Annotated in this window: 22 protein-coding genes; 5 read left to right on the top strand and 17 right to left on the bottom strand. The window is 68.6% G+C overall.

Features of this window, described 5'->3' with window-relative positions:
* Positions 1–7 precede the first annotated feature (7 nt).
* A complete protein-coding gene (locus ACWDSI_RS11150) occupies positions 8–1,222 on the bottom strand; it encodes a citrate synthase (protein WP_449756570.1) in 1,215 nt (404 codons plus the stop codon).
* A 53-nt stretch (positions 1,223–1,275) separates the two neighbouring features.
* Between ACWDSI_RS11150 and ACWDSI_RS11155 the strand changes: the two genes are divergently transcribed.
* The 3 genes from ACWDSI_RS11155 (at position 1,276) to ACWDSI_RS11165 (ending at position 4,647) form a co-directional block, all read left to right on the top strand.
* Entirely contained in the window at positions 1,276–2,409 is a 1,134-nt protein-coding gene (locus ACWDSI_RS11155) for a citrate/2-methylcitrate synthase (RefSeq protein WP_449756571.1), read from the top strand.
* A 72-nt stretch (positions 2,410–2,481) separates the two neighbouring features.
* Positions 2,482–3,780 carry a DUF4185 domain-containing protein gene (locus tag ACWDSI_RS11160; RefSeq protein ID WP_449756572.1) on the top strand — a complete coding sequence of 433 codons (1,299 nt, stop codon included), beginning with the start codon at positions 2,482–2,484 and terminating at the stop codon, positions 3,778–3,780.
* A 342-nt stretch (positions 3,781–4,122) separates the two neighbouring features.
* Positions 4,123–4,647 (top strand): DUF1697 domain-containing protein, encoded by a 525-nt coding sequence (locus ACWDSI_RS11165; RefSeq protein ID WP_449756573.1) that lies wholly within the window; start codon positions 4,123–4,125, stop codon positions 4,645–4,647.
* 13 nt (positions 4,648–4,660) lie between these two features.
* Here ACWDSI_RS11165 and ACWDSI_RS11170 read toward each other — a convergent pair whose 3' ends face one another.
* The 14 genes from ACWDSI_RS11170 to ACWDSI_RS11235 all read right to left on the bottom strand — a co-directional run bounded on the left by ACWDSI_RS11170 (position 4,661) and on the right by ACWDSI_RS11235 (position 16,913).
* Positions 4,661–5,137 (bottom strand): hypothetical protein, encoded by a 477-nt coding sequence (locus ACWDSI_RS11170; RefSeq protein ID WP_449747737.1) that lies wholly within the window; start codon positions 5,135–5,137, stop codon positions 4,661–4,663.
* 65 nt (positions 5,138–5,202) lie between these two features.
* The gene (locus tag ACWDSI_RS11175; RefSeq protein WP_449747831.1) at positions 5,203–5,670 is read right to left on the bottom strand and encodes a MarR family winged helix-turn-helix transcriptional regulator; all 468 of its coding nucleotides are present in this window, start codon (positions 5,668–5,670) and stop codon (positions 5,203–5,205) included.
* Between the two features lie 105 nt (positions 5,671–5,775).
* Entirely contained in the window at positions 5,776–6,504 is a 729-nt protein-coding gene (locus ACWDSI_RS11180) for a hypothetical protein (RefSeq protein WP_449756574.1), read from the bottom strand.
* Positions 6,501–6,920 (bottom strand): CoA-binding protein, encoded by a 420-nt coding sequence (locus ACWDSI_RS11185; RefSeq protein WP_449756575.1) that lies wholly within the window; start codon positions 6,918–6,920, stop codon positions 6,501–6,503. The genes ACWDSI_RS11180 and ACWDSI_RS11185 overlap by 4 nt, the downstream gene beginning before the upstream one ends.
* A 9-nt stretch (positions 6,921–6,929) precedes the next feature.
* The gene (locus ACWDSI_RS11190; RefSeq protein WP_449756576.1) at positions 6,930–7,814 is read right to left on the bottom strand and encodes a hypothetical protein; all 885 of its coding nucleotides are present in this window, start codon (positions 7,812–7,814) and stop codon (positions 6,930–6,932) included.
* A gap of 38 nt (positions 7,815–7,852) precedes the next feature.
* Positions 7,853–8,974, bottom strand: coding sequence for an MSMEG_0565 family glycosyltransferase (locus ACWDSI_RS11195; RefSeq protein WP_449756577.1), 1,122 nt, complete (start codon positions 8,972–8,974; stop codon positions 7,853–7,855).
* The gene (locus ACWDSI_RS11200; RefSeq protein WP_449747742.1) at positions 8,971–9,831 is read right to left on the bottom strand and encodes a carbon-nitrogen hydrolase family protein; all 861 of its coding nucleotides are present in this window, start codon (positions 9,829–9,831) and stop codon (positions 8,971–8,973) included. The genes ACWDSI_RS11195 and ACWDSI_RS11200 overlap by 4 nt, the downstream gene beginning before the upstream one ends.
* Before the next feature lie 14 nt (positions 9,832–9,845).
* Entirely contained in the window at positions 9,846–11,267 is a 1,422-nt protein-coding gene (locus ACWDSI_RS11205) for an MSMEG_0567/sll0787 family protein (protein WP_449756578.1), read from the bottom strand.
* Entirely contained in the window at positions 11,267–12,325 is a 1,059-nt protein-coding gene (locus ACWDSI_RS11210; protein WP_449747744.1) for an MSMEG_0568 family radical SAM protein, read from the bottom strand. Before ACWDSI_RS11210 ends, ACWDSI_RS11205 begins: the two co-directional genes overlap by 1 nt.
* A 4-nt stretch (positions 12,326–12,329) precedes the next feature.
* Entirely contained in the window at positions 12,330–13,664 is a 1,335-nt protein-coding gene (locus ACWDSI_RS11215) for an MSMEG_0569 family flavin-dependent oxidoreductase (protein WP_449756580.1), read from the bottom strand.
* A gap of 25 nt (positions 13,665–13,689) precedes the next feature.
* Complete coding sequence (locus ACWDSI_RS11220; RefSeq protein ID WP_449747746.1) at positions 13,690–13,983, bottom strand: MSMEG_0570 family nitrogen starvation response protein; 294 nt, start codon at positions 13,981–13,983, stop codon at positions 13,690–13,692.
* Positions 13,976–14,875 carry a carbon-nitrogen hydrolase family protein gene (locus ACWDSI_RS11225; RefSeq protein ID WP_449756581.1) on the bottom strand — a complete coding sequence of 300 codons (900 nt, stop codon included), beginning with the start codon at positions 14,873–14,875 and terminating at the stop codon, positions 13,976–13,978. Before ACWDSI_RS11225 ends, ACWDSI_RS11220 begins: the two co-directional genes overlap by 8 nt.
* A gap of 32 nt (positions 14,876–14,907) precedes the next feature.
* Positions 14,908–15,432: an MSMEG_0572/Sll0783 family nitrogen starvation response protein gene (locus tag ACWDSI_RS11230; RefSeq protein WP_449747748.1), complete on the bottom strand. Its 525-nt coding sequence runs from the start codon at positions 15,430–15,432 to the stop codon at positions 14,908–14,910.
* Positions 15,433–15,608: 176 nt separating this feature from the next.
* On the bottom strand, positions 15,609–16,913 hold the full coding sequence (locus ACWDSI_RS11235; protein WP_449747749.1) for an NAD(P)/FAD-dependent oxidoreductase: 1,305 nt from the start codon (positions 16,911–16,913) through the stop codon (positions 15,609–15,611).
* A gap of 103 nt (positions 16,914–17,016) precedes the next feature.
* Here ACWDSI_RS11235 and ACWDSI_RS11240 point away from each other — a divergent pair, with 103 nt between their 5' ends.
* Positions 17,017–18,786: an FAD-dependent oxidoreductase gene (locus ACWDSI_RS11240; protein WP_449747750.1), complete on the top strand. Its 1,770-nt coding sequence runs from the start codon at positions 17,017–17,019 to the stop codon at positions 18,784–18,786.
* Positions 18,787–18,884: 98 nt separating this feature from the next.
* Here the strand turns inward: ACWDSI_RS11240 and ACWDSI_RS11245 are convergent, their stop codons facing one another.
* Together ACWDSI_RS11245 and ACWDSI_RS11250 are read right to left on the bottom strand one after the other, a co-directional pair.
* Positions 18,885–19,982 carry an alpha/beta hydrolase gene (locus ACWDSI_RS11245; protein WP_449756597.1) on the bottom strand — a complete coding sequence of 366 codons (1,098 nt, stop codon included), beginning with the start codon at positions 19,980–19,982 and terminating at the stop codon, positions 18,885–18,887.
* A 42-nt stretch (positions 19,983–20,024) separates the two neighbouring features.
* Positions 20,025–20,960: a PfkB family carbohydrate kinase gene (locus ACWDSI_RS11250; protein ID WP_449747751.1), complete on the bottom strand. Its 936-nt coding sequence runs from the start codon at positions 20,958–20,960 to the stop codon at positions 20,025–20,027.
* Positions 20,961–21,065: 105 nt separating this feature from the next.
* Between ACWDSI_RS11250 and ACWDSI_RS11255 the strand changes: the two genes are divergently transcribed.
* A complete protein-coding gene (locus ACWDSI_RS11255) occupies positions 21,066–22,619 on the top strand; it encodes a DUF222 domain-containing protein (protein ID WP_449747752.1) in 1,554 nt (517 codons plus the stop codon).
* Positions 22,620–22,629 lie beyond the last annotated feature (10 nt).

A 22,629-nucleotide genomic window follows, 5' to 3' on the forward strand; every position in this document is an offset into this window, starting at 1 on the left:
CCACCGGTCACACGGGCCGGGGCCGCACTCCGGTGTAGACCCCTTCGGGCCGGAAGCGCAGCGGCGTCTCGTGGTACTCCTCGAGTGCGTGTGCCGCCCATCCCGCGAGCCGGGCGACGGCGAAGATGGTCTCGGCCGCGTCGGGCCGCATCCGGTACCGCAGGGCGAGTGCGGCCAGCGCGAGGTCGGAATTCACGAACCGGCCGGGGCCCAGTGCCTCGACGACGGTGTCCATCGCCGGCTGCACGCGGGGGTCGCCGCCCGCGGCGGCCCGCATCATGTCCAGCAGTGCGTCCGCGCGCGGATCGCGGTGCCGGTACACCACGTGTCCGGTTCCCGGAATCGGTGTGGCCGCCGACATCTGGCCCGACACCGCCGACGCGGGATCGTCGAGCGCGGTGGGCAGGAAGCGACGGGCCAACGTGGTGGCCCCGCCGTGCATCGGACCGTCGAAGGCGCCGAGACCCGCGCCGAATGCGGCGTAGATGCTGCCGCGCGCGCTGGCCGCCACCCGCGCGGCCACGGCACCCGCCGACAGGTCGTGATCGGCCATCAGCACCAGTGCCGCGTTGAGGAGGTCCACCGTCTGCGGTGTCGACGGTTCATCGGTGAGCGCCGGCCACAGACGACTCGCGACGGACACCCCCGAGTCCGTGGAATCGAGCGCCGCAACCGCCCCGACGATCACCGTGGCCGCCTTCGCCGCCACCGCGGGCGCGTCGAGGCGGTGACGATACACATCGTCGGAGCCGAGCAGATCCACCGCGAGCCGCACCCGGTCCATACCCCGCCAGCCGGGTCGCGCCACGGTCCGGACCCGCTGTGCCAGGGTCGGATCTGCGGCGACCGGCGTCCACGGCTGCTGCCACAGCAGCGCGGCGACATCCTCGAACCTCGTCGTGCGGGCGAGGTCGACGACGTCGCGGCCCCGGTAGTAGAGGCGATCGTCGTGCAGATAGGTCACCTGGGTGCGGATGCGTTCCACCACCCCGGCAGGCGGCCGGTGGCGGGGACCGCGCAGTGCCGCCTCCACCTCGTCGACGCCGAACACGCTGCCGCCCACACCGTCGAGCCGGTGGCTGGTGAGCCTGCCCCTGCTGACGTAGGAGTACACCGTGGACACCTTGACGCCCAACACCTTCGCCACCTGGTCGGTGGTCAGGTAATCGCGTCCGTCGTGCCGGATGGGGGTCGGCCACCGCCGGGTACGAGTGCGCTCCACATCTTGATTGAATCAACATTGACGCACCTCGATCAACACCCGATGGTGGAGTCATGACTCAGCAGGTGATCGCCCCGGCGGGGCTGCAGAACGTGGTGGTGGCCGACACCGAGATCGGTGACGTCCGCGGCGACGAGGGCTTCTACCACTACCGCGAGTACCCGGCCATCGACCTCGCGCGTGGCCGCACGTTCGAGGAGGTGTGGTTCCTCTTCGTGCACGGCCGGCTCCCCGACGCCGACGAACTCGCCGGCTTCGTCGCCCTGACCCGTGCCGCACGCGAGATCCCCGACGAGATCGAGCCCATCGTCGCCCACAGCGCCACGTTGGGCGGTGAACGCGACCTCCTCCCCGGCCTGCGCACGGCGCTCTCGGCGATGGCCCCGGCGGTCGGCGCGCAGCCGATGTGGGATAGCGACGACCAACGACGCCGCGCCGACGCTCTGCGGGTGGCCGCGGTGACGCCGACCATCCTGGCCGCGCTGTACCGCCTTCGCCGCGGCGATACCCCGCTGGTTCCGCACCCCGACCTCGGCGTGGCCGCGAACTGGCTCTACCTGATCACCGGCGAGATTCCGGCGGCCGCACACGTGCGGGCGATCGAGCAGTATCTCATCGCCACCATCGACCACGGCTTCAACGCGTCGACCTTCACCGCGCGGGTGATCGCGTCGACCGGGGCCGACGTCTACTCCGCGGTGTGCGGGGCGCTCGGCGCGTTCTCCGGGCCGCTGCACGGCGGCGCACCCGACCGCGCACTCGACGCACTCGACGAGATCGCCGCGCACGGCGATGCACGCGCGTGGGCTCGGGAGCAGGTCGACGCGCGACGCCGGATCATGGGTTTCGGACATGCCGTCTATCGCACCGAGGACCCCCGTTCGCTCTTGCTTCGTGAGATCGCGGTGTCGCTCGGCGGTCCCATCGTCGACGCCGCGGTCCAGGCCGAGACGGCCATCACGGGGGTGCTGCGCGAGGCCCACCCGGACCGTCCGCGCTACGCCAACGTCGAGTTCTATGCGGGTGTGGTGATGCAGAGCTGCGGTGTGCCGCGGTCGATGTTCACCCCCACCTTCGCGGTGAGCAGGGTGGTGGGGTGGTGCGCGAACATTCTCGAGCAGGCCGCCGACCGCAAGATCATCCGTCCGGCCGCGCGTTATGTCGGTCCGCCTCCCGCGGTGGGCTGATCCGGCCGGACCATGACACTCCTCGTCCTCATCTGCCACACTGTTCACAGTTTTGGCGAGGCGAGGTGTCACATGAAGAGTCGGGCCGCGATGTCCCGGGGACGAATGCTGCGTCGAGGTGCCGTCCTCGCGGTGGCGATCGGTGTGGCGACGACAGGCGCCACCGCGGTGTCGGCACCCGCACATGCCTCGATCTGCAATGCGAACGGCTTCACCGGCGGCGACGTCGGCAGCACCGGCAGCAGCGGTTCCTCCGACATCGGCCTGGGCAGCGTGGACTTCGGCAGCTACCGGGCCGAGGGCAAGAAGCCGCAGGGACCACTGGTCACGCTGACCAAGCCGAACAAGGCGATCCAATGGGTCACCGGTCCGCGCAGCCCCAACCACACCGACACCCGCTTCTCGATCACCTCCACCGACGTCGGCCTCCCCTGGGACAACGGCTCGGGGCAGGTGCTGATGGCCTTCGGTGACACCTGGGGTAAATGCGCCGGCCAGATGGTGTGGCGGCACAACACGATGCTGCGCGCCAACGGCAACTCCGACCTCGACAAGGGCGTCACCTTTCCCGACGCAATCCCGGGTGTGATCCGGTCAGGGGCCTCGGTCACCGCGGCTCACCCGACGTTCGCGCAGCCGATGGTCAACGCGGTGGCTGTGCGCAACATCGAGGTCGGCGTGATCCCGACGGGCGCGATCTCCATCGGCGGTGTGCAGTACGTCAACATGATGTCGATCCACCGGTGGGGGCCCGGCCCCGGCAGGTGGACCACCAACTACTCGGCCATCGCGGTGTCGCGCGACAACGGCCAGACCTGGGGCCTCGACGCCGACACCCGGCGGTGGAATCTCGACCTCGGCCTGCCCGGGGTGCCGCAGGTCGCCGACGGCAACAGCCGATTCCAGATGGGCGCGTTCGTCCGCAGCGGCGACTACGTCTACCAGTACGGCACGCCGAGCGGCCGGCAGGGTCCCGCCTACATTTCACGTTTCCGGCCCGGCGACATCCTCGACCTCTCGCGCTACGAGTACTTCCGCGGCGGTTCCGGCTATCAGTGGTCGCCGCATCCGGCCGACGCCGTGCCGGTGGTCACCGCGCCGGTCGCCGAGTTGTCGGTCGCCTACAACAGCTATCTCGGGCGTTTCGTGATGCTCACCGAGAACACCGGCAACATCACCTTCCGTAGCGCTCCCACCCCGGCCGGACCGTGGTCGAATCCGCGGGTCGTCGTGCCGGCGTCGCAGACCGCCGGTCTGTACGCGCCTTCCATCTATCCGGGGTCGGGTGGGCAGTTCCTTTATTTCGTCGCGTCCCGCTGGGACGACTACAACGTGATGCTGATCCGCACCGACCTCGCGGCATTCCGCTGATCGTTTCGCGCTCAACGATCCGCGCTCAACGATCCGCACCCGAGGATCCGCACCCAAGGATCCGCCCAGCGCACGGCACTCTTCGTGGCCGCCGGGCGGGTGCTCGCGTACCGTCGGACACAGCGGACCCGCATCCGCGTGGTCCGCGGAGAGGATCGCAGACGATGAGTCAGCCAGTACCGCCTCCACCGCCCCCGCCGGAACCCACACCGGCACCGGCCCCGATTCCCGAGCCGCCGCCCGAGCCGCCCATCCCGGTTCCCGAACCGGAGCCGATACCGCAGCCGGGACCACCCGAGCCCGAACCGCCACCGCGCCCGGTGGTGATCTGAGGCATCGCGGATGGGGCGGCGCGCAGTTCTGATCCGGGCGGTCAATGTCGGCGGTGCCAAGCTGCCGATGGCCGAATTACGCAGCATGGCAAGCGATCTCGGCGCCACCGAGGTCACGACCTATATCGCATCGGGCAACCTGATATGCACCCCGCCCGGCACGCCCGAGCATTTCGACCGGGCGCTGGAGAAGGCGATCGAGCAGCGGTACGGCTTCTTCCGCGAGGTGATCAGCCGCTCGCACGACGACCTCATCGACGCGCTGGCCGCGCATCCGTTCGAGGTCGCCGACGAGAAGTACTCCTACGTGTACTTTCTCACCGGCACACCCACCGCCGACCGGGTGAAGTCGTTCGCCGACAAGGACTTCGGCGACGACGAGTTGCACGTGATCGGCAGCGATCTGCACATCCGCTATCAGGCCGGTGCGGGGAAGTCCGCGCTGACCGCGCCCGCCATCGCGCGCGGACTCGGGGTGCAGGGCACCGGGCGCAACCTACGAACCATCCGGACTCTGATCGAGATGACCGAATGAGCCTGCGGCCGGATCAGACCCGCGCGATCGACGCGATCACGTCGTCGATGTCGGTGCGTTGCTGATCGGCAGGCGCCTCCCACAACTTCTTGGGCAATTCCTCGAGTTGCTTGATCGCCGACTCGATCCGCTCGAGTTCCACCGATTTGTCGTCGTCCGGGAGTTCGGCGGCGGCGATCAGCTTGTCGTCGAGGTCGAAGACCGCGGAGTCGAGGCGATCACGTTCGGCCATGAGTCCCTGGTCGTGCGGAATCGCGGGATTCTGATGCACGTCGGCGATCGCGTAACGAATGCGCCTGTGCAGTCGCGCCTCCAGCGAGGTCGAGGTGGTCCACTCCTGCGGCGCGCGGCCGGGCCGCCCGGGAATGAGGTCGGTGGAGCGGGCGAATTTGCGAACCCGTTTGTCGGAATCGAACGCAAACCAGGCCGCGCCACCAAGGATGAACAGGGCAACGAGGACGGTCACTCCGATCACGATGGCGGCTACCATGCTGCGCTCCCCTGGTCAGGTGCCCCGTCGCATGCGGACACACTTCGACCATAGCCGGATGGAGCTCAGTCGCGGACGTCGGCGCGCACGGCCGCCGCATTGACGCGTGTCAGCACATCGTGAAGCTCGTCGAGATCGTCGAGCGGCACGCCGAGCGCATCGACCACAGCACCGGGTATCGACAGGGCCCGCTCACGCAGTGCCGTCCCCTCGGCGGTGAGGTCGATGTCGACGTTGCGTTCGTCGTCGTCGCGTCGCGTGCGCACGATCAGTCCCGTTCGCTGCAATCGTTTGAGTAGCGGCGAGAGCGTCGCGGAGTCGAGTTGCAGCACGATTCCGAGGTCCTTGACCGATCGTGGATGCGACTCCCACAGCGCCAGCATCACCATGTACTGCGGATGGGTGAGGCCCAGCGGATCGAGGAGACGCCGATAGATGCGCAGCACCGACCGGTTGGCCAGCGCCAGTGCGAAACACACCTGCCGTTCGAGTTGCAGGGGATTGTCGTCGATCTCGGGCTGCTGCGCGGCCATGTCGGTCCCTTCGCCGTTCGGTACCACCTTCACCCATCTTATTCGATCGCACACAACTGATTGACGGTGGCCTCTGTTGCGCGCGCCAGGACGTGGGTTGTCGGGTCAGGACGGGTGTGACTGGTCCGGCGTCGAGGGCCGGCCGGCCACGAGGTCGGCGACGGTCAGCCCCCACTTGCCGAACCGTGCGTCGAAACCGGATGCGCGGCGCTGCGCACGCTCCTGCTTGGCGGCCGAGTAATGTCGCCTGCTCCAGCGTGAATGCGGGCGTGCCAGCCGCGCGGCACCCACCCAGGCCACCGGCGGGAGAAAGGCGCCGACCACCGCCGTCGAATACTTGCCCTTGGCCACGCACAGCAGGACGCAGCCGAGGTGGATGACGAGTACGACGACGAATGCGGCGGTGCCGTAGGCCGACCGGGTGTCGTCGTCGGCGGTGGTCAACGGGTTGATGCCGAGGGCCAGCAACCCGAGGACCGCCAACGCAAGGGAGACCACCTGCACCGACAGTTGCCCCTCACCCGACCAGTACACGTCCTGCAGATGCAGGATGAGCGCGAACTCGTCGAGCACCAGGGACGCCCCCACCCCGATCAGCACCGCGGCGATCTCCCCGGCCGGACTGTGACCGTCGGCGGCGACCGACGTGACGGCCCCGACGATCAGCAACACGATCCCCGGTACCGCGTGGTGGATGTGCACGCCGCCCGCGACGTTGTTGCGGAACGGACCTTTTCCGGCACGGATCAGTCGGGTGATGGTCCGGGTGATGAGGAAGGTGAGCAGGAAGGCGACGAACAGCAGCGCAAGCGGCAGTCCGGCCGGACCGTTCATCGCCCGGCCGGTGTGATCCGGGTCCGGCGCTGCTCGATCTTCAGACAGCGATCCTCGACGTAGAGCAACCCGGCCTGCTCGGCGATCCGCCGGGCCTGCGGCGAGACGATGCCCAGTTGCAGCCACAGGGCCCCGGCCCCGGCCGCGACGGCCTGGCGGGCGATGTCGGGGGCGTCGGCGGCGGGCCGGAACACGTCGACGAAATCCACCTGCTCGGGCACCTCGGCCAAGCTCGGATACACCGTCTCCCCGATGATCTCGGTGGCCGTCGGATTCACCGGGATGATCCGCCAGCCGTGGTCCTTCATGTAGGCCGGGACCTCGTTGGACGGCTTGGCCGGATTCGCACTCGCGCCGACGACGGTGATCGTGTCGTACTGACGCAGGATCGTTTCGATGATCTCGTCGGTGCTCATCGGTTCAGTCTAGGCTGCGACGGCGGGGTCACCGGATTCATGTCCGGGCTCGTCGCCGGTGGTGGTGAACCACGCCACCAGGCTCGCACCCGCGATGGCCCCGATGAAACCCACCACCGCAAGCCATTCCAGTCCGTCGATGGCCTCGTCGCCGAGAAACAGCACACCGACGATGGCCGGCAGTCCGGTCTCGCCCACCACCAGCACCGCGGTGACCGCGTTGACCGGTCCGATCTGCAGCGCGAGCGTCTGGATGTAGAACGCGAGTGCACCGGCGATCGCGATGGTCCACGCCGCCGGGTCGGTAAGCAGCCGCTCCAGGTCGAAGGGATCGACGCCGAGCAGCACGCGCACGGAGACGGCGAGCGCCCCGTACATCAGGCCCGACAGCGCGCCACCGAACAGTGCCCCACGGTCTCCCAGCGCGCGCATGATCACGGTGCCGACGACGGCGACGCTCACCGTGATGCCGAACAACCACCAATGAAATGCCATGTCGGCGTGCGTTTTCGCCTCCTGCGACGCCGACAGGCCGAGCAGGAACAGCGAGACCACCACCAACGCGATCGCCGCCCACTGCCGGGCGTGCAGCGCGGTGTGCAGCATCACGGTGCCCAGCAGCGCGGTGACGACGAGGTTGCCCGCGACGATCGACTGCGCGAGGAACAACGGAAGGAAGCGGGCGGCGATGGCGCCGCCGCCGAAACCGATCATCACCATCAGGGTGCCGATCAGGAAGGTCGGATTCCGGAAGGCGGCGAGCGCTCCGCCCGCCGACCCGGCGGCGCTTCCGGTCGAGGTCGCTGCCTCCTGCGCCCCCTGGGCACGCAGCACGGTGGACAACCCGTAGGCCACCGCGGCCAGCGCCGCGGCGATCACTCCGATACTGAACATGGGACGACCGTAACGGATCGACCGGACCTCGACGCCCGCTACGGCGTGGGATGAGCCCGGTAGAAGTCGAGGTGGGCGCGGGCCGCCGACTCCCAGGTGAGGGACTCGGCCAGCGCACGGCCGGCGACGAGGCGGCCGCCTTCGGGTTGTCGGGCCTGCTCGAGCCGGTCGGCGAGTTCGGGGACGTCACGCGCGTAGGTCACGGTGTCGCCGAACACCTCACGCAGGATCGGCAGGTCGCGGGCCACCACCGGACGCCCGGCGGCAAGCGCCTCCATCGCGGCCAGCCCGAAACCCTCCTTGACCGACGGAAACGCGAACACCTCGCAGGCGGCCACCAGCGCCGGCAGCGACTCCTCGTCCACCGCACCGAGGATCACCGGTTCGATGCCGAGTTCGGCTGCCCGGCGATCGAATCCGGCACGGTAATCGCGGTAGTCGAACAGCGTCTCGCCACCTGCGAAGACGAGGGCGAGGTCGGGATGACGGGTCCGCAGCAGTGCGAACGCCTCGAGCAGATCCACGCTGCCCTTGCGTGGTTCGATCCCGCCCACCGCCAGCACGAAACGTCCCAGTCGTCGCTGCCACGCGTCCCGCGCCGACGCGGCCTGCTCGTCGTCGCCTGCTGCTGCGCTGAATCGCTGTGCGGCAACACCGTTGGGAATCACTGTCGGGTGCAGTGACCACCCGGCCCGCACCTCGTCGGCCACCGCACGCGACACACAGATGTGCGCATAGGGATTCACGATCGCCTTCTCGTGGCATTCGACGAGGATCGGGGTGGTGAAGGTGTCGAGGTGATGGATGGTGCGGATGCACGTGCCCACCGCGTTGGCGCTGATGCAGTCCTGGGCGTGCACGATGTCGAAATCCCCGGGTGAGAACCGTTCGCGCATCAGGCCGATCGAGCGCAGGATGCGTTCGGTGACGCTGTCGCCGGGCTGATCGGCGAACTCGATGTAGCGGAGGTTCACCGCCGGGTCGACCGCACGGAAGAATCCGTCGTCGCCGCCTCGCGCGAGTGTCACGACGGTCACGTCCACGCCCAGCGCGGCGAGCGCCTCGGCCAGGTTGAGGGTGTGCACCACGCCGCCACGGGGTTTGGTGGAGTACGTCAGCAACGCCACCCGCGGTACGTCCCCCGGAGTGCCGCGGTTCACCGTGGCTCGCCCGCGGGTAGCGCGTCGCCGGGCACCCCGTACGCGTCGGGTCGCAGCTCGCCGAGATGATTGAGTACCCTTCGCGCGCGGGTGATCTCGGCGTCGACGTCGACCGACACCTTGGCCAGCCCGCCCTTGGACCGGGTGGTCCGCAGGATGTCGCCGCCGGGACCGACGACCTTGGCCTGCCCGAGGAAACGCAGCGATCCCATCACCCCGGTCTGATTGGACGACACGACGAAGACCTGGTTCTCGGCCGCGCGGGCGCAGTCGTAGAGGTCGAAGAGCCGCGACTGACGGTCGGCGGGCAGCCGGGCGGCGCGGTCGGTGACGCTGGCCGGCCACGCCGAGAGCGCGGCGATGATGCGGGCACCCTGCCGGGCCAGGGTGCGCGCCGACTCGGGAAACGTCTTGTCGTAGTCGATGAGCATGCCGATCCGACCCACCGGGGTGTCGAAGGCGCGGAAGGCATCACCGGCGGAATAGGCCAGTGATTCACCGGCGGGCTGGTGAACCTTGCGATGCGTGCCGAGCACCCCTTCTCCGGACAGGCAGACCGCCGTGTTATACCGGTTACCGCCGGCGGCCTCGGTGTAGCCGATGCATACCGTCATCGGTCCGGCCGCCGCGATGAGCGCAGCGATCTCGGGGCCGTCGGGTTGCAGCGCCGGCGGTAGTTCAGTGGGGTCGGGGTGACGCAGATCCCCGATGTAACCGCCGATGCTGGCGTCGGGAAACACGAGCAGCTCCACGCCGTCGCTCGCGGCGGACTCGATGATGCCGACCGCCTTGGACACTCCGCGTTCCACGTCGCGTCCGAAATGCGCGGCCAGAGCGCCGAGCGTCACCGTTCCCATGCTGGCACTCTAGGTCACGCACACCCGAGGCCGGTGACACCCGCAGGCACCGCCTCGGTGCGCTCGCCGTCGGGCCACCGCAGGTACACGCCCGTGCCTGCGGTGAGACGCCCGCACGCCGCCGCGGTGACCGGTGCGCTCACCGCGGTGTGGGCGTGCCGATCGGCGAGCAGCATCGCGAAACCGGGGAAGCAGGTGAGCCACGCGGCCGGATCGGCGTCGGCCGGACGCGGTATCGCGCTCATGTCGAGTTCGGCGCCGGTACCCGAGGCCTCGGCCAGCATGCCCAGGGTGCCGGCCAGACCCGCCATGCTCACATCCTTCGCGGCGGCCGGCTGTATTTGCGCCACAAGATGATTCATCGACCGGAGCTCATCGGCGCTGCGCGTGCTGGTGCTGTCCCACTGCTTGTCCCGATAGCCGGGGCGCCAGCCGCCGACCAGATCGGCCAGCACCGTCACGGTGTCGCCGACCCGCCCGCCGCCGGCCCGCACCGGGTTCGGGGTGGCGCCCAGCGCGGTGACCGCCAGCGATGACGGCACCCCCAACTGGGTATGTCCGCCGAGAACGGGCACCCCCCACGCGCGGGCGGCCGCGGACAGGCCGGCGATCACCCGGTCGAGGTGTGCGCGGTCGGGTGCCCCCACGGCGTCGAGCAGGCCGGTCGGGTGGGCTCCCATCGCGGCGAGATCGTTGAGATTCACCAGCACCGAGCACCATCCGGCCCACTCCGGATCACGTTCGACCATCGACGGGACGATCGCATCGCAGGCCGCCACCACGTCCGACCCGGGCACCGGCACTCCGTCGTCGCCGCGGAATCCGGCGGGGCCGAGCCCTCCCGGCTGATCGGCCAGCGGTGCCAGGGTGCCGCCGAGCATCGACTTGGTGACCTCCGCGGTCCGCCGGATCTGACGCATCGGGTGACTCATCCTGCGATGCGCCCGCCCGGCGACGGTGTGGTCGGTGCCGCGGTCGTCCCAGCCGAGTCTGCCGAACAGCGGTGCGTAGCGGTCCTGCACCCGCGCCTCGAACCGCAGCACACCGCGCGATTCCACGAATGCCACCGCCGCGCGCACCAGCGCCGCCCCCAGACCGGGGGCGTCGGCACCGGGGTCGACGACGAGTCGGCTTCCGGTCCACCATCCCAGGTCCGGTGCACAGACAGGTGCCAGCCGCACCCCTCCCAGGACGGCACCGGACGGACTCGTGCCGAGCAGCACCACCGTGCGCGGATCATCGTCGACGTGATCGAGATCGGACCGTTCGAACAGACCCTGCCGGTCCACGAACTCGCGGTGGCGCAGTCGGCGGTAGGCGTCGCGCCGGATCGCGTCGTCGCACACGGAGATGAGAAAGGCTGCCCGTGTAGGGGTCTCGGGTCGCGGGGTGCCGGCCAGGATGGACAGTTCGGGCCGCGACACGGGCGCGGCCATCAGGCGCCCACGTCCGGCAGCACACTGCAGGCGCCGCAGGCGGCGCATCCGGCCCGCTGATCCGACCCCGCCATCCCGATGCGCCGAAGGTGTTCGCCCACTTCGCGGGTCACCTTCTCCACCACGGCCGCATCCGGCGCCGTGGCACCGTCGGTCTCGACGGCGAGGGTGCCCCGGTGCGGCCGGAACGGCACCACGAACGGGTACACCCCGCCGTTGGCGAGTTCTTTTGCGGCGTCGATCATCTCGTCGATGTTCTCGCCGAGTCCGACGAGCAGGTAGGTGGACACCTGGTTGCGTCCGAACACGCGCACCGCTTCGGCCCAGGCCGCGCGGTATTCGGCCAGCGACACCGTCGATTTCCCGGGCATCCAGCGTCGGCGTACGTCGTCGTCGAGAGATTCGACGTGGATGCCGATCGCGTCGGCGCCGGCGTCGCGCAGGTCGGCGAGCACCGACAGGTCGCCGGGAGGCTCGCACTGCACCTGGATCGGCAGTTCGGGGATGGCGGCCTTCACCGCGCGCACGCATCGGGCGAGATGTCGTGCGCCGCGGTCCTTTCCACCGGAGGTTCCGGTGGTCATCACCATCTGGGTCACACCGTCGAGGTCGACGGCGGCACGCGCCACCTCGGCGAGGTCGGCAGGGCGTTTCACGGCCACGGTGTCCCCGTTGCGCAGCGACTCCTCGATGGAACAGAAGCGGCAGCGTTGGTCTTCGTCGTAGCGGATGCAGGTCTGGACCACGGTGGTGGCGAGGACATCCCGCCCGTGCAGCCGCGCGATCTTCTCGTAGCCGACACCGTCGTCGGTCTGTAGATCGTAGAACCTGGGCCGCGCGATCGATGCGGCCTCGATCCCGATGTCGATGCCGTCGTAGAGAACCCGCGAGCCGTCGACGGTGAACGGGCTGTCGGGGTTACGCGGGATGGCGGCGTGGCGTCCGTCGATGACGAGGTGCCCGTCGTCGCTGGGTCCGGCTCCTCCGGTACGGGACAGGGGTGGGGGTGCTCCGCGAATCCCGAGCAGCGCCAGGTCGACTCTGGTCGATACGGTCATGCAATCACCCGACCGCTGCGACGGGCGCGAGGTGCGAGGACGTGATGTCGCGGATGATGGCATCGGCCACATGGCGGGCGTCGCGATCGAGGCCAAGGAATCGTCCCGAACCCCAGGTGTGCATCCACGGCAGACCGATGAAGCTCAGTCCGGGTACTTCGGTGATACCCCGCGTCTGCATGGGCCGGCCCGCACCGTCGAAGGCGCTCGCCTCGATCCAGCGGTAGTCGGGGCGGTAGCCGATGGCCCAGATGATGGAGCCGATGCCGGCGGCCTCGAGGTCGAGGTGCAGCGGGTCGGCCTCGGGTGTCCACACCGGCTCGTACCGCGACGGTTCGGGCGCCACGATCCCCTGGTCTTTGGTGTAGCAGTCGGTGATGTAGCGGTCGATGTCGGAGCAGATCGAGTTGTACACCGAGTCGGCGTAATCCAGCGCCTCGGTGAGTGTCGGGGAGAATTCGAGTGCGGAATCCTTGCCGCCGGTGAGTGCTCCGTAGAGCTTCATGCCCTCGGTGGCGAACTGGCGCAAGTCCACGTCGCGACCGCCGTCGCGACCGGTGACGTAGTGGTTGGTCTTCTCGGTGGCGGCCTTGCCACCCGGATACTGGGCGGCCGGGGTGTCGTAGAGCCCCATCTCGGCCAGCCAGGTCATGCAGTCGCGGCCCCGGTAGCGGCGTGCCACCCGCGGGGCATTGCCGACGGCGAGGTGTACCTGTCGGCCGGCGAGGTGGAGGTCCTCGGCGATCTGGGTGCCGGACTGACCGGTGCCCACCACCAGCACTGCGCCGTCGGGGAGCTGCGCGGCGTTGCGGTACTGCTGGGAGTGGATCTGGGTGACGGTGGGGGTCAGCGCCGACGCGAAGGGTGGGATCACCGGGAGTGGATAGCCACCGCTGGCGACCACCACATGGTCGGCCGTGATCGTCTCCGGCGCGGTGTGCGTTGCGCCGGATTCGGTGAGGGTCACCTCGAATCCGCCTGCGGGACTGCGTCTCAGGCCGGTGGCGGTGGTGTGGCAGCGCAAGGGCGGCGTGAACGTGTCGAGCCAGCGGGCGAGCCAGTCGACGGTCTCGTCGCGCGTCATGAAGCCGTCGGGGTCGGGTCCGTCGTAGCCGAATCCGGGCAGCCGGCAGTGCCAGTTCGGGGTGACCAGGGTGAAGTTGTCCCATCGGGCGTCGCGCCAGGCGTGCATGGGTGTCTTCGACTCCACCACCAGGTGGTCGATACCCGCGCGGCCGAGATACCAACTCACCGACAGTCCCGCCTGGCCACCGCCGACGACGAGGACCGGAACGTGTGCCTGCCCGAGAGGGCGGGCGGTCGGAAGGGATGTGCTCATGATGTTGCTCCGGATCGGGAGGGTGCTACGCAGGTAGCGGTGGGTGCATCGAGATCACTTCGACGACGTCGTTGTCGGCGTATTGACGTGCGGTGGAATTGATTTCGTCGGCGCTGGCCATCGCGGACGTGCATGCGAAGCCGTACTTTGCGCGCACCCGCTCGGCCGCTTCGGCCAGCGCGGTGCCCGCCCGGGAGGTGAAGTCCGAAACGGTGTAGCGGCCACCGACCTCGAGATGATCGTGCATCACGAGACTCGGTGAGTAGCAGTTCTGAATCCGTCCGTCGGGCCAGCGGACGGCCACATTCATCTCAGGCATGAGCGAGGTCCCGCCAGCTACCGCTGCCCGCGGGATCCACCTCGGCCAGCGTCGCGTAGACGTCGGGGCGACGGTCGCGCAGGTGGAACATCCCACCACGCATGGCGGTGAAGGTACCCGCGATGTCGACGTCGGCGACGGCGAGTCCTTCGTCGAGCAGTGTCGAATCCAGCACGTTGCCACCGGGATCGACGATCTTGGCGTTGCCGACGTACCGCAGCGACCCGAACGTCCCCGACTGGTTGGACGACACCCAGAACACCTGATTGTCCAGTGCCCGTGCCACATCGAAGGTGTTGAACCGGTAGGTCCAGCGGTCCTCCTGCAGGTTCTCCGCGGTGGCGGTGCGCGCCGCGGGCCACGCCGACAGGCTCGCGATGATCTCGGCCCCGTCGAGAGCCATGATCCTCGCCGCCTCGGGAAATGCCTTGTCGTAACAGATCTGGAGGCCCACGCGTCCGGCGGGTGTGTCGAACACCCCGTATCCCGAACCCGAGGAGTACGACATGTTCTCGCCCAGTGGCTGATGCACCTTGCGGTAGCTGCCGTAGATGTGTGTGCCGTCGAGCACCGCCGCCGCGTTGTACCGGGTCTCGCCGTCGTCGGCGAGTTCGCAGAAGCCGATGGCGATCACCATGTCACCGACGATCGACTGCACGCGTGCGATCTCGGGTCCGTCGAGGCGGATCGCGGGGGGCAGCGACCGGCTGGTGGTACGCACCGTGTCGCCGTGGTTGCCCAGCGACGAGAGGTAGCCGCCGATCGCGGCCTCCGGGAACACCAGCAAATCCACCCCGCGGGCGCGGGCTCGTGCGGTGTAGTCGGCGATGACGGCGTAGTTCTGTTCGAGGTCGCGGGTGAAGTTCGCCGCGACCGCTGCCAGTGTGGTCATGAGATCACCTCGGGGATAAGACGTCTGGGAGATCAGACCATGTAGGTCGAGTTGATGATGGCGCCCTTGCGGGCGTAGTGGATCACCGCGTCCTGCACGTCGAGCGGGTGCGCCGGGATCACACCTTCGATGAGGTCTTCCTCACGGGCGCCGTGCAGGGCCATGCCGAAGCGGCAGCAGAACACGGTGCCACCCTCGGCGATGAAGGTCTCCAGGGCGTTGTTGATGTTCTGTTCGCCGGGGAATCCGGAGTCGCCGGTGGTCGGGAAGCCGCGCGTGGCAAGGCAATTGATGGCACCCGGCCCGTAGAAGTAGATCGCCGATTCGAACCCCTTGCGCAGTGCGCGGGTGGCCTGCAGCACGGCGACGAACGACACCGAGGACTCGTGCGCGATGCCGTGCACGAGGGTGAAGTAGGTTTCGCCGTCCTCGGCCTGATAGTCGGGGAAGATCTTGGTGGCGCCATAGATGTTGGATCCCTTGGGTAGCGACGGATGCGGGATCTCGGCGAGGGACTTGGCGATGTTCTCGGTGATGGTCTCGTCGAAACTGGACACGAAGAGCTCCTGACGGGTGCGGTGATACGGCGAATGGAGAGAGGCGGGAGAGGTTGTACGCCAAGGGCAACGATGCAACTGGCTACGAGAGACAGTTCACCGCCGCACTGTTTCCGGGTGGTTACCGAAGGAATAATTGAACGGCCGAGTCGCGTAACACGAAACCGGTCGAGTGATCAGTGTTCGCCGTAGGGCTGTCGCGCGACCCGCGGATCGCCGTAGGTGATGGCCCGCTCACCGCGGGTGTCGGAGAGAATCGTGACCGCCCAGGAGAGCACGGTGCCGGTGCGGTTGCGGATGCCGGCGAGGAAGGTGATGTGGATGCCGCCCCACGCGAACCACCCGAGCGTTCCCGACACCCGCAGCTTGCCCACCTCCATCACCGCCGAGCGGCGGGCGATGTAGGCCGCGCTCCCGAGATCGTGGTAGCGGAACGGCTTTCGGTGGGTGTGACCGGTGGTGAGCGACCGGATGAGATTGCCGACATACCAGCCACCCTGCATGGCCACCTCCGCGACGCCGGGAAGCCCGCCGTGCGAACTCATGTCGCCGATGACGAAGATCTCGGGATGTCCGGGAACGGTCAGATCGTCGCCGACCTCGATGGTTCCGGAATGGCCTTGCTCGACCCCGAGGGCGTCGGCGAGCGTGGCGGCGAAGGGCACCGCCTCCACTCCCGTGGTCCACAGGGTGGTGCGCGCGTCGTAGGTGGTCACCTCGCCGGTGGCCTTCGCCGTGGTCTGCACCGTGGATTCCCCGACGTCGGTCACGTGCACCCCGAGGTGGGTTTCCACCCCGATCCGGTCGAGGGACTTCTGTGCCTGCTTCGACAGCGACGGACTGAACGACGGCAGCACGCGGTCGCTGCCGTGGAAGAGCAGCACGCGGGCTTCGCTCGGGTCGATGCTGCGGAACTCGCGTTCGAGTGCGGTGGTGGCCAGTTCCCGGATCTGTCCGGCCAGCTCCACTCCGGTCGGCCCGGCGCCGGCCACCGCGAAAGTCAGCCATTCCCGACGCTGTTCGGCGTCGGGCAGCGTCTCGGCGATCTCGAAGGCACCGATGATCTGGCGGCGGATGGCCAGGGCGTCGTCGAGTGTCTTCATGCCGATGGCATGGGTCACCGCGTTGTGGTTGCCGTGATAGGCGGTCCGCATGCCTGCGGCCACCACCAGGTAGTCGTAACGCAGTTCGGTGGAGGTGCCGTCGGCGCCGAGCACGGTGAGGGTCTTGGCGGTCGGGTCCACGCCGGTGGCCTCCCCGAGCAGCACGTTCGCGTTGCGCTGGCGACGCAGCAGATGCCGTACCGGGCTCGCGATGGAACCTTCCGAGAGCAAACCGGTGGCGCACTGATAGAGCAGCGGCTGGAACAGGTGGATGGTTCCCCGGTCGATCACGGTCACCGACACGGGGGCTCGCTTGAGTCGGCGCGCAGCGTTGAGCCCGCCGAATCCGGCGCCGACGATCACCACGTGGGGTCGCATGCCGGTCAGCCTACCCATCCGGATCGTCGGGCGGCGTCCTCGCGGCCGCAACCACGCCTCGTCGACGGTGCCACACTGGTGACATGCATCGAGGACGCCGCCGATGACCGGCCCCGCCCACGACGGGCAGTCCGAGCCCCACCCCGGGCAGTCCGAGTCCGTCGCACCCGAGGACAACACGGCACCCACGCCGGCGATCGTGCTGGTGTCCGCCGAGCGCGCCGACGCGCTGGCCGACGAGTTCGGTCGCTACCGCCGCGACTACCGCATCGAGTGTGCCCGCTCTGCGGTCGAGGCCATCGTCTCGCTGGGCAGGCTCGCCACCGACGGCGTGCCGATCGCGCTGATCGTCGTGGACTCCGCACTGCCGGACATGTCGGTGCTGGAGGCGATGGGCTCGTTCCGCAGCATCGTGCCGACGGCGCGGCGGGTGGTGGTGATCGCATGGGAGCGGTTCGCCGAGCAGTCCACCACCTTGCGGCCCGCGCTGCAGAAGGGCAAGTTCGACACGTTCTTGCTGATGCCGCGCGGAGCACGCGACGAGGAGTTCCATTACGCGATCATCGAAATGCTCTCGGATTGGGGAGCCACCGTGGGCACCCCGGTGGTCGACACGATTCGCATCATCACCCCCGCCGAGACACCGCTGACGCTGTCGATCCGCGACTTCCTGGACCGGACCGGCATGCCCAACCGCACCTACCGTCCGGACAGTGCTGAGGGTCGTACGGCCATGGCGCTCGTGGACGGCGAGGGCGCCTACCCGCTGATCCATTCGGTGAGCCCCAAATTGCGTGACAAGGTGGTGGTCGCGCACGCCGTCCGGGATGTGGCGACGTTGATGTACGGCAGGCCATCGGATGTCGACGAGGACGAGGTGGTGGATCTCGCAATTGTCGGGGCCGGCCCCGCCGGTCTCGCGGCCGCCGTTTACGGTGCCTCCGAAGGCCTTTCGACGGTGGTGATCGAGTCCGAGGCGATCGGCGGGCAGGCGGGCACGAGTTCGATGATCCGCAACTATCTCGGTTTTCCGCGCGGTATCTCGGGGATGCGGCTGGCGCAGCGGGCGCGCACGCAGGCGGTGCGGTTCGGCGCGCGTTTCTACGCGGGCTGGTCGGTCGATCGACTCGAGGTCGGCGGTGACGGCGCGCCGCATCGTATCTGCACCGCGGGCGGCGACGTGCTGGCCCGAGCCGTGGTGATCAGCAGCGGGGTGGCCTACCGCCGCCTCGGCGTGCACGCATTGGAAGAACTGGTGGGCCGCGGCGTGAACTACGGCGCGGCGATGTCGGCGGCCCGCGAGATGGAGGGCCGCGACGTGTTCGTGGTCGGTGGCGGCAATTCGGCCGGACAGGCCGCGGTGCATCTGGCGCGGTTCGCCCGCTCGGTGACAATCGTGATCCGTCGGCCCGACCTGACGGCAACGATGTCGCAGTACCTGATCGGTGAGATCGCCTATCATCCGCGGATCACCGTGCGCGGGTCGTCGGAAGTGGTCGACGGAGGTGGCGATGCACAGCTGGAATGGCTCCGATTACGCGACCGGTCAACAGGTTCCACCGAGCGAGTGACGGCGGGCGGGCTGTTCCTGCTGATCGGCGCGGAACCGCATTGCGATTGGCTGCCCGACCAGATCGCCACCGACGACCGCGGTTTCGTCCTCACCGGGCGCGACGTCCCGAAGGAACACTGGCCCGGCGAGTTGCCGCCACCGAACCTGGCGACGAGTGCGCCGGGGGTGTTCGCCGCCGGCGACATCCGTGGCGGCTCGATGAAGCGGGTCGCGTCGGCCAGCGGTGAGGGCGCGAGCGCGGTGCCGCTGGTGCACGCGTTCCTCGCCGCACAGTCACACACCGCCGACGAGACCGCGTGACGAAGGCCGGGACCTTCGTACTCGGTGAGGAGTTCGCCAACCTCAGCGGAGAAGTCTCAGAATGAAACGTCTCATGACACCGCCCCGCGACGCTTTGGCTACGAGCGAAAGTCGCCATCGCCGAGAGCATCGAGTCCGCTGAGGAACTCGTCGACGCGCGGCCAGGTCTGCGCGAATGCGGCATCTCCGGCAATGAGGCCAAGATGACTGGTCTCGACGGTGTCGAAGTGGACCGCCGATGCGGCAGTGAACAATTCGACGCCGTGGTGGGCCGCGCGCCAGCTCGCGATGGCGTCGCGATGACTGCCGAAGAGCTGTATCGGTTGCGTGATGGAGGTGATGTCGACAATTCGTCCATCGAAATCGACTACGCCCGAAGCGAGTTCGTCGCGGTAGACGAAGTTCTGCCACATCTCGAGCGACACCTTGCCCGCGTAACCGGGCATCGAGTTCTGGAATCGGTCGATCACCTGCATGCGCGCCAGGGCGTCGGCATTTACGGCGTTGCGCATGATGTACGACGGTTTGCGAATCTCCCGGTCCCATGCGGTGGCACGGTAGGCGATCCGGACCAGCGGGGCCGGAATACCTCCCATGGTGCGGAGCGCGGCGGTGATGGGAACACCGCCGACCGGACGCATGAGTCGTTTCACGAGCGGGTAGGGCACCACCGCGTCGTAGTCCAGCGGGGTGCCCACCGCGGTGATCGACCGCACCGGTAGGTCCGGGTGGGCGGCCACCGTGAGGAACGTGAGGGTGCCGCCGAGGCTCCACGCGGCGAGGTCGATCTGTCCGCCGCCTCCGGCGAAGTGATCGTCGATGGTTCGGGTGATCGCCTCGGGCACGATGTGGTCGAAGTAGTCGGCGAACCCCATGTGGCGTTCGGCGCGGCCGACGTCGCCGAAGTCGACGACGTAGGGCACCCGACCGGTCGCCAGCAGGTGTTCGGTCACCGATTGCCCGGGACCGAGGTCGTAGCAGCGGGCGGGCACGGCCAGCGGCGGTATCAGCAGGACCGGGGGGCGCTGTGCCGCGGCAGCCACCTGCGCGTCGGTGCCGTAGCGGCGCAGCGTCCGGTGCGGCTCGTCGCAGATCACCGTGAACGGGGTCTCCCGATCGGCGGCCACCTGATGACCGCCGAGGATGCGGGCGGCGGTGCGCACCCGGGCCCACCGCGACGATCCCGCCGACGCCATGTCCTGCTTCACCGTTCCCCGATCGACCGCTCCCCGATTCACTCAGTGCAATCTACGTGATCGGCCATCTACGTGATCGCAACCGCCGACCGTCCGCTCGCGGCCCACGTGCGCCGATGCCGCTGTGACGGCCGCACCGGCGGCGGCGAGCAGTCCGGCTCCGCGTGCCAGCCGAGCCGCCAACGTCCCGGCGAAGACGTCGCCGGCACCGGTGGTGTCGACCACGCGGATCCGCGGCACCGTGATCGTGTCGATGCCGGCTGCGGTGGCGACGATGGTGGGCTCGCCGCCGCGGGTGATGATCACCGAACGGCTTTGCGAGAGCAGTTGTCGGGCCGTGTCTGTGATGTCTGTGGCGGTGACGTCGGCAGAAGCCGGCGCGTCAGCGTAGTAGGCGGCCTCCAGATGGTTGACGATCAGCGGATCGGCCGCCGCGAGAATCCGCGGATCGACGGGTGCCGCCGGACTGGGGTTCAGGACGAATCGCCGGCCGCGGTCATCGGCCCACCCGGCCGCCGCGGCGATGGCCTCCATCGGCGACTCCAGTTGGGTCACCACCACGTCGGGGCGCGTCGCATCCAGGGCGGACACCACGTCGTGTGCACCGAGTTCCGCATTGGCGCCGGTGATCACCACGATGCTGTTGTCCCCGTCGTCGTCCACCTCGATCACGGCGTGACCGCTGGTTCCCGCGACCCGCCGTACGTGCGTCACATCGACGCCACCCTTCTCAAGGGCCTCGATCATCAGATCACCCGCCGCATCGGTGCCTGTGGCGCCGATGAGGGAGGTGCTCGTCTCAGCAGCAGCAGCGAGCGCCTGATTGGCCCCCTTGCCACCTGGCCGCTGCATGAGTGAACGGCCCAACACCGTCTCACCGACGGCGGGACGCCGTGAGACCCGCAGCACGAGGTCGAGGTTGAGGGTGCCGACAACGGCAACCTTCCGGTGCCTGGGCGACTCGCCGGATGCGCTCACCCGTCGAGTATCGCGCGTGCGAGATCCGACCGGCCTCGCACGGCGCGTTCTCGCGGCCTGATCTGCGCGAACAGAATTGTCGGTGGTCGCATGTATGTTCGAAGCATGTCCATAGGAGAGCCGCCGACGTCGGTCGGCATGCCGGCCCCGACCCCTGCCGGGGCGCTGCCGATCGCTGCGCAGCTCGGTGATGACGAGGAGTTGTCGAAAACCGATCTGATCGAGGTGATCGCCCACTGCGCCGCCACCACCGCGACCGCTCAGTTCCGCATGCTGCAGGCAATCAGCCTCATCCACGAGGAACACGAAGAGGATTACGGACATGACGTCGGCCGGCACACCACCGGACAGGCCGACTCGGCCGCCGCCATCGCCGAGCACGCGGCGCGCGGACGCGCCGGGGAGAACCCCCGTGCCGAATTCGGGCCCGACGGACTCGAACGCACCATCGCCGACATCGGCGCGGTGCTCTCGGTACCTCCGCGACAGGCACGTGACCTCATCGTGACGGCCCACGCGCTGCGCTACCGCCTGCCCCAGACCGCCGGCGCGCTGGCCTGCGGACGTATCGATCTGCGTCGATTCACCATCGCCGTCGCACGTACCGAATTGTGCTCGCCGGAACACATTCGCGACGTCGACACCGAGATCGCCCTTGCCGTGTTCTCCCGCGATCAGATGTCGCTCACCCGTTACACCGCGATGATCGATGCGATCGTCACGCGCATCGACGATGCCGCACCGCGACGGCGGCGCGAACTCGTCGAGTCCGACCGCAACATCCGAATCCGTCCGGATCGGTTCACCACCGGCCAGGCACGCGTGTCGGGAACTCTGCCGGTCACCTCCGGCGTACGCGTCGACGCCCGGCTGACCGCGATGGCCGACTCCGTGCACGACGCGGACCCGCGAACACGCACCCAACGCCGCGCCGACGCGCTGATCGCGCTCGCCGAGGGCCACGACACACTCGCCTGCCGCTGCCCGGCATGCGTCACCGCCATCGAATCGGGAGCGGCGGCCCCCACACCCGACACACCTGCCTCGCCGCGCGCGATCATCCACGTGGTGGCCAACCAGTCCACCCTCGACGGAGACGACGATGAGCCGGGCTACCTCGACGGTTACGGCGTGATCGACGCCGCCACCGTAGGTGAACTCATGGCGGGCGCCGAGTTCGAACTCCTTCACCCCGACCATGCGCAATCCGCCCGCGCCGCACTGCGGTACACCCCCAGCCGCAAGCTCGACGCCCTGATCCGCTCCGGCGAACTGTGCTGCTCGTTTCCCGGCTGCACCAACCCCGTCTGGCGAACCGATCTCGACCACACCGTGCCCTTCGACCACAAGGACCCGACTCGTGGCGGAAAAACCAAGCGGCACAACATTAAACCAGTCTGCCGCTTCCATCACCGCGTCAAAACCTTCGGATCGTGGCGCGACTACCAGCTCGCCATGAACACCAGCATCTTCCAATCCCCCACCGGACACTGGTTCGTCGGCAACTCCTTCACCGGACTCGACCTGTTCCCCCGCCTCCGCGACAAACCACCCGACCACCCGGCACGACGAACCATCGACACCATGCATGCGCGACGACGCGCCATCGCCGAACGCGCGCAGCAAGAATGGGACGACGCGAACCCGCCACCGTTCTAGCCGGGATTCG

It is taken from the genome of Gordonia sp. NPDC003429 (assembly GCF_053588575.1).

Excerpts from the sequence above, each read along its gene's own strand:
- ACWDSI_RS11155 (WP_449756571.1), top strand. The coding sequence starts at position 1,276 with ATGACTCAGCAGGTGATCGCCCCGGCGGGGCTGCAGAACGTGGTGGTG.
- ACWDSI_RS11160 (WP_449756572.1), top strand. The coding sequence starts at position 2,482 with ATGAAGAGTCGGGCCGCGATGTCCCGGGGACGAATGCTGCGTCGAGGT.
- ACWDSI_RS11165 (WP_449756573.1), top strand. The coding sequence starts at position 4,123 with ATGGGGCGGCGCGCAGTTCTGATCCGGGCGGTCAATGTCGGCGGTGCC.
- ACWDSI_RS11170 (WP_449747737.1), bottom strand. The coding sequence starts at position 5,137 with ATGGTAGCCGCCATCGTGATCGGAGTGACCGTCCTCGTTGCCCTGTTC.
- ACWDSI_RS11175 (WP_449747831.1), bottom strand. The coding sequence starts at position 5,670 with ATGGCCGCGCAGCAGCCCGAGATCGACGACAATCCCCTGCAACTCGAA.
- ACWDSI_RS11180 (WP_449756574.1), bottom strand. The coding sequence starts at position 6,504 with ATGAACGGTCCGGCCGGACTGCCGCTTGCGCTGCTGTTCGTCGCCTTC.
- ACWDSI_RS11185 (WP_449756575.1), bottom strand. The coding sequence starts at position 6,920 with ATGAGCACCGACGAGATCATCGAAACGATCCTGCGTCAGTACGACACG.
- ACWDSI_RS11190 (WP_449756576.1), bottom strand. The coding sequence starts at position 7,814 with ATGTTCAGTATCGGAGTGATCGCCGCGGCGCTGGCCGCGGTGGCCTAC.
- ACWDSI_RS11200 (WP_449747742.1), bottom strand. The coding sequence starts at position 9,831 with ATGGGAACGGTGACGCTCGGCGCTCTGGCCGCGCATTTCGGACGCGAC.
- ACWDSI_RS11205 (WP_449756578.1), bottom strand. The coding sequence starts at position 11,267 with ATGGCCGCGCCCGTGTCGCGGCCCGAACTGTCCATCCTGGCCGGCACC.
- ACWDSI_RS11210 (WP_449747744.1), bottom strand. The coding sequence starts at position 12,325 with ATGACCGTATCGACCAGAGTCGACCTGGCGCTGCTCGGGATTCGCGGA.
- ACWDSI_RS11215 (WP_449756580.1), bottom strand. The coding sequence starts at position 13,664 with ATGAGCACATCCCTTCCGACCGCCCGCCCTCTCGGGCAGGCACACGTT.
- ACWDSI_RS11220 (WP_449747746.1), bottom strand. The coding sequence starts at position 13,983 with ATGCCTGAGATGAATGTGGCCGTCCGCTGGCCCGACGGACGGATTCAG.
- ACWDSI_RS11225 (WP_449756581.1), bottom strand. The coding sequence starts at position 14,875 with ATGACCACACTGGCAGCGGTCGCGGCGAACTTCACCCGCGACCTCGAA.
- ACWDSI_RS11235 (WP_449747749.1), bottom strand. The coding sequence starts at position 16,913 with ATGCGACCCCACGTGGTGATCGTCGGCGCCGGATTCGGCGGGCTCAAC.
- ACWDSI_RS11240 (WP_449747750.1), top strand. The coding sequence starts at position 17,017 with ATGACCGGCCCCGCCCACGACGGGCAGTCCGAGCCCCACCCCGGGCAG.
- ACWDSI_RS11245 (WP_449756597.1), bottom strand. The coding sequence starts at position 19,982 with ATGGCGTCGGCGGGATCGTCGCGGTGGGCCCGGGTGCGCACCGCCGCC.
- ACWDSI_RS11255 (WP_449747752.1), top strand. The coding sequence starts at position 21,066 with ATGTCCATAGGAGAGCCGCCGACGTCGGTCGGCATGCCGGCCCCGACC.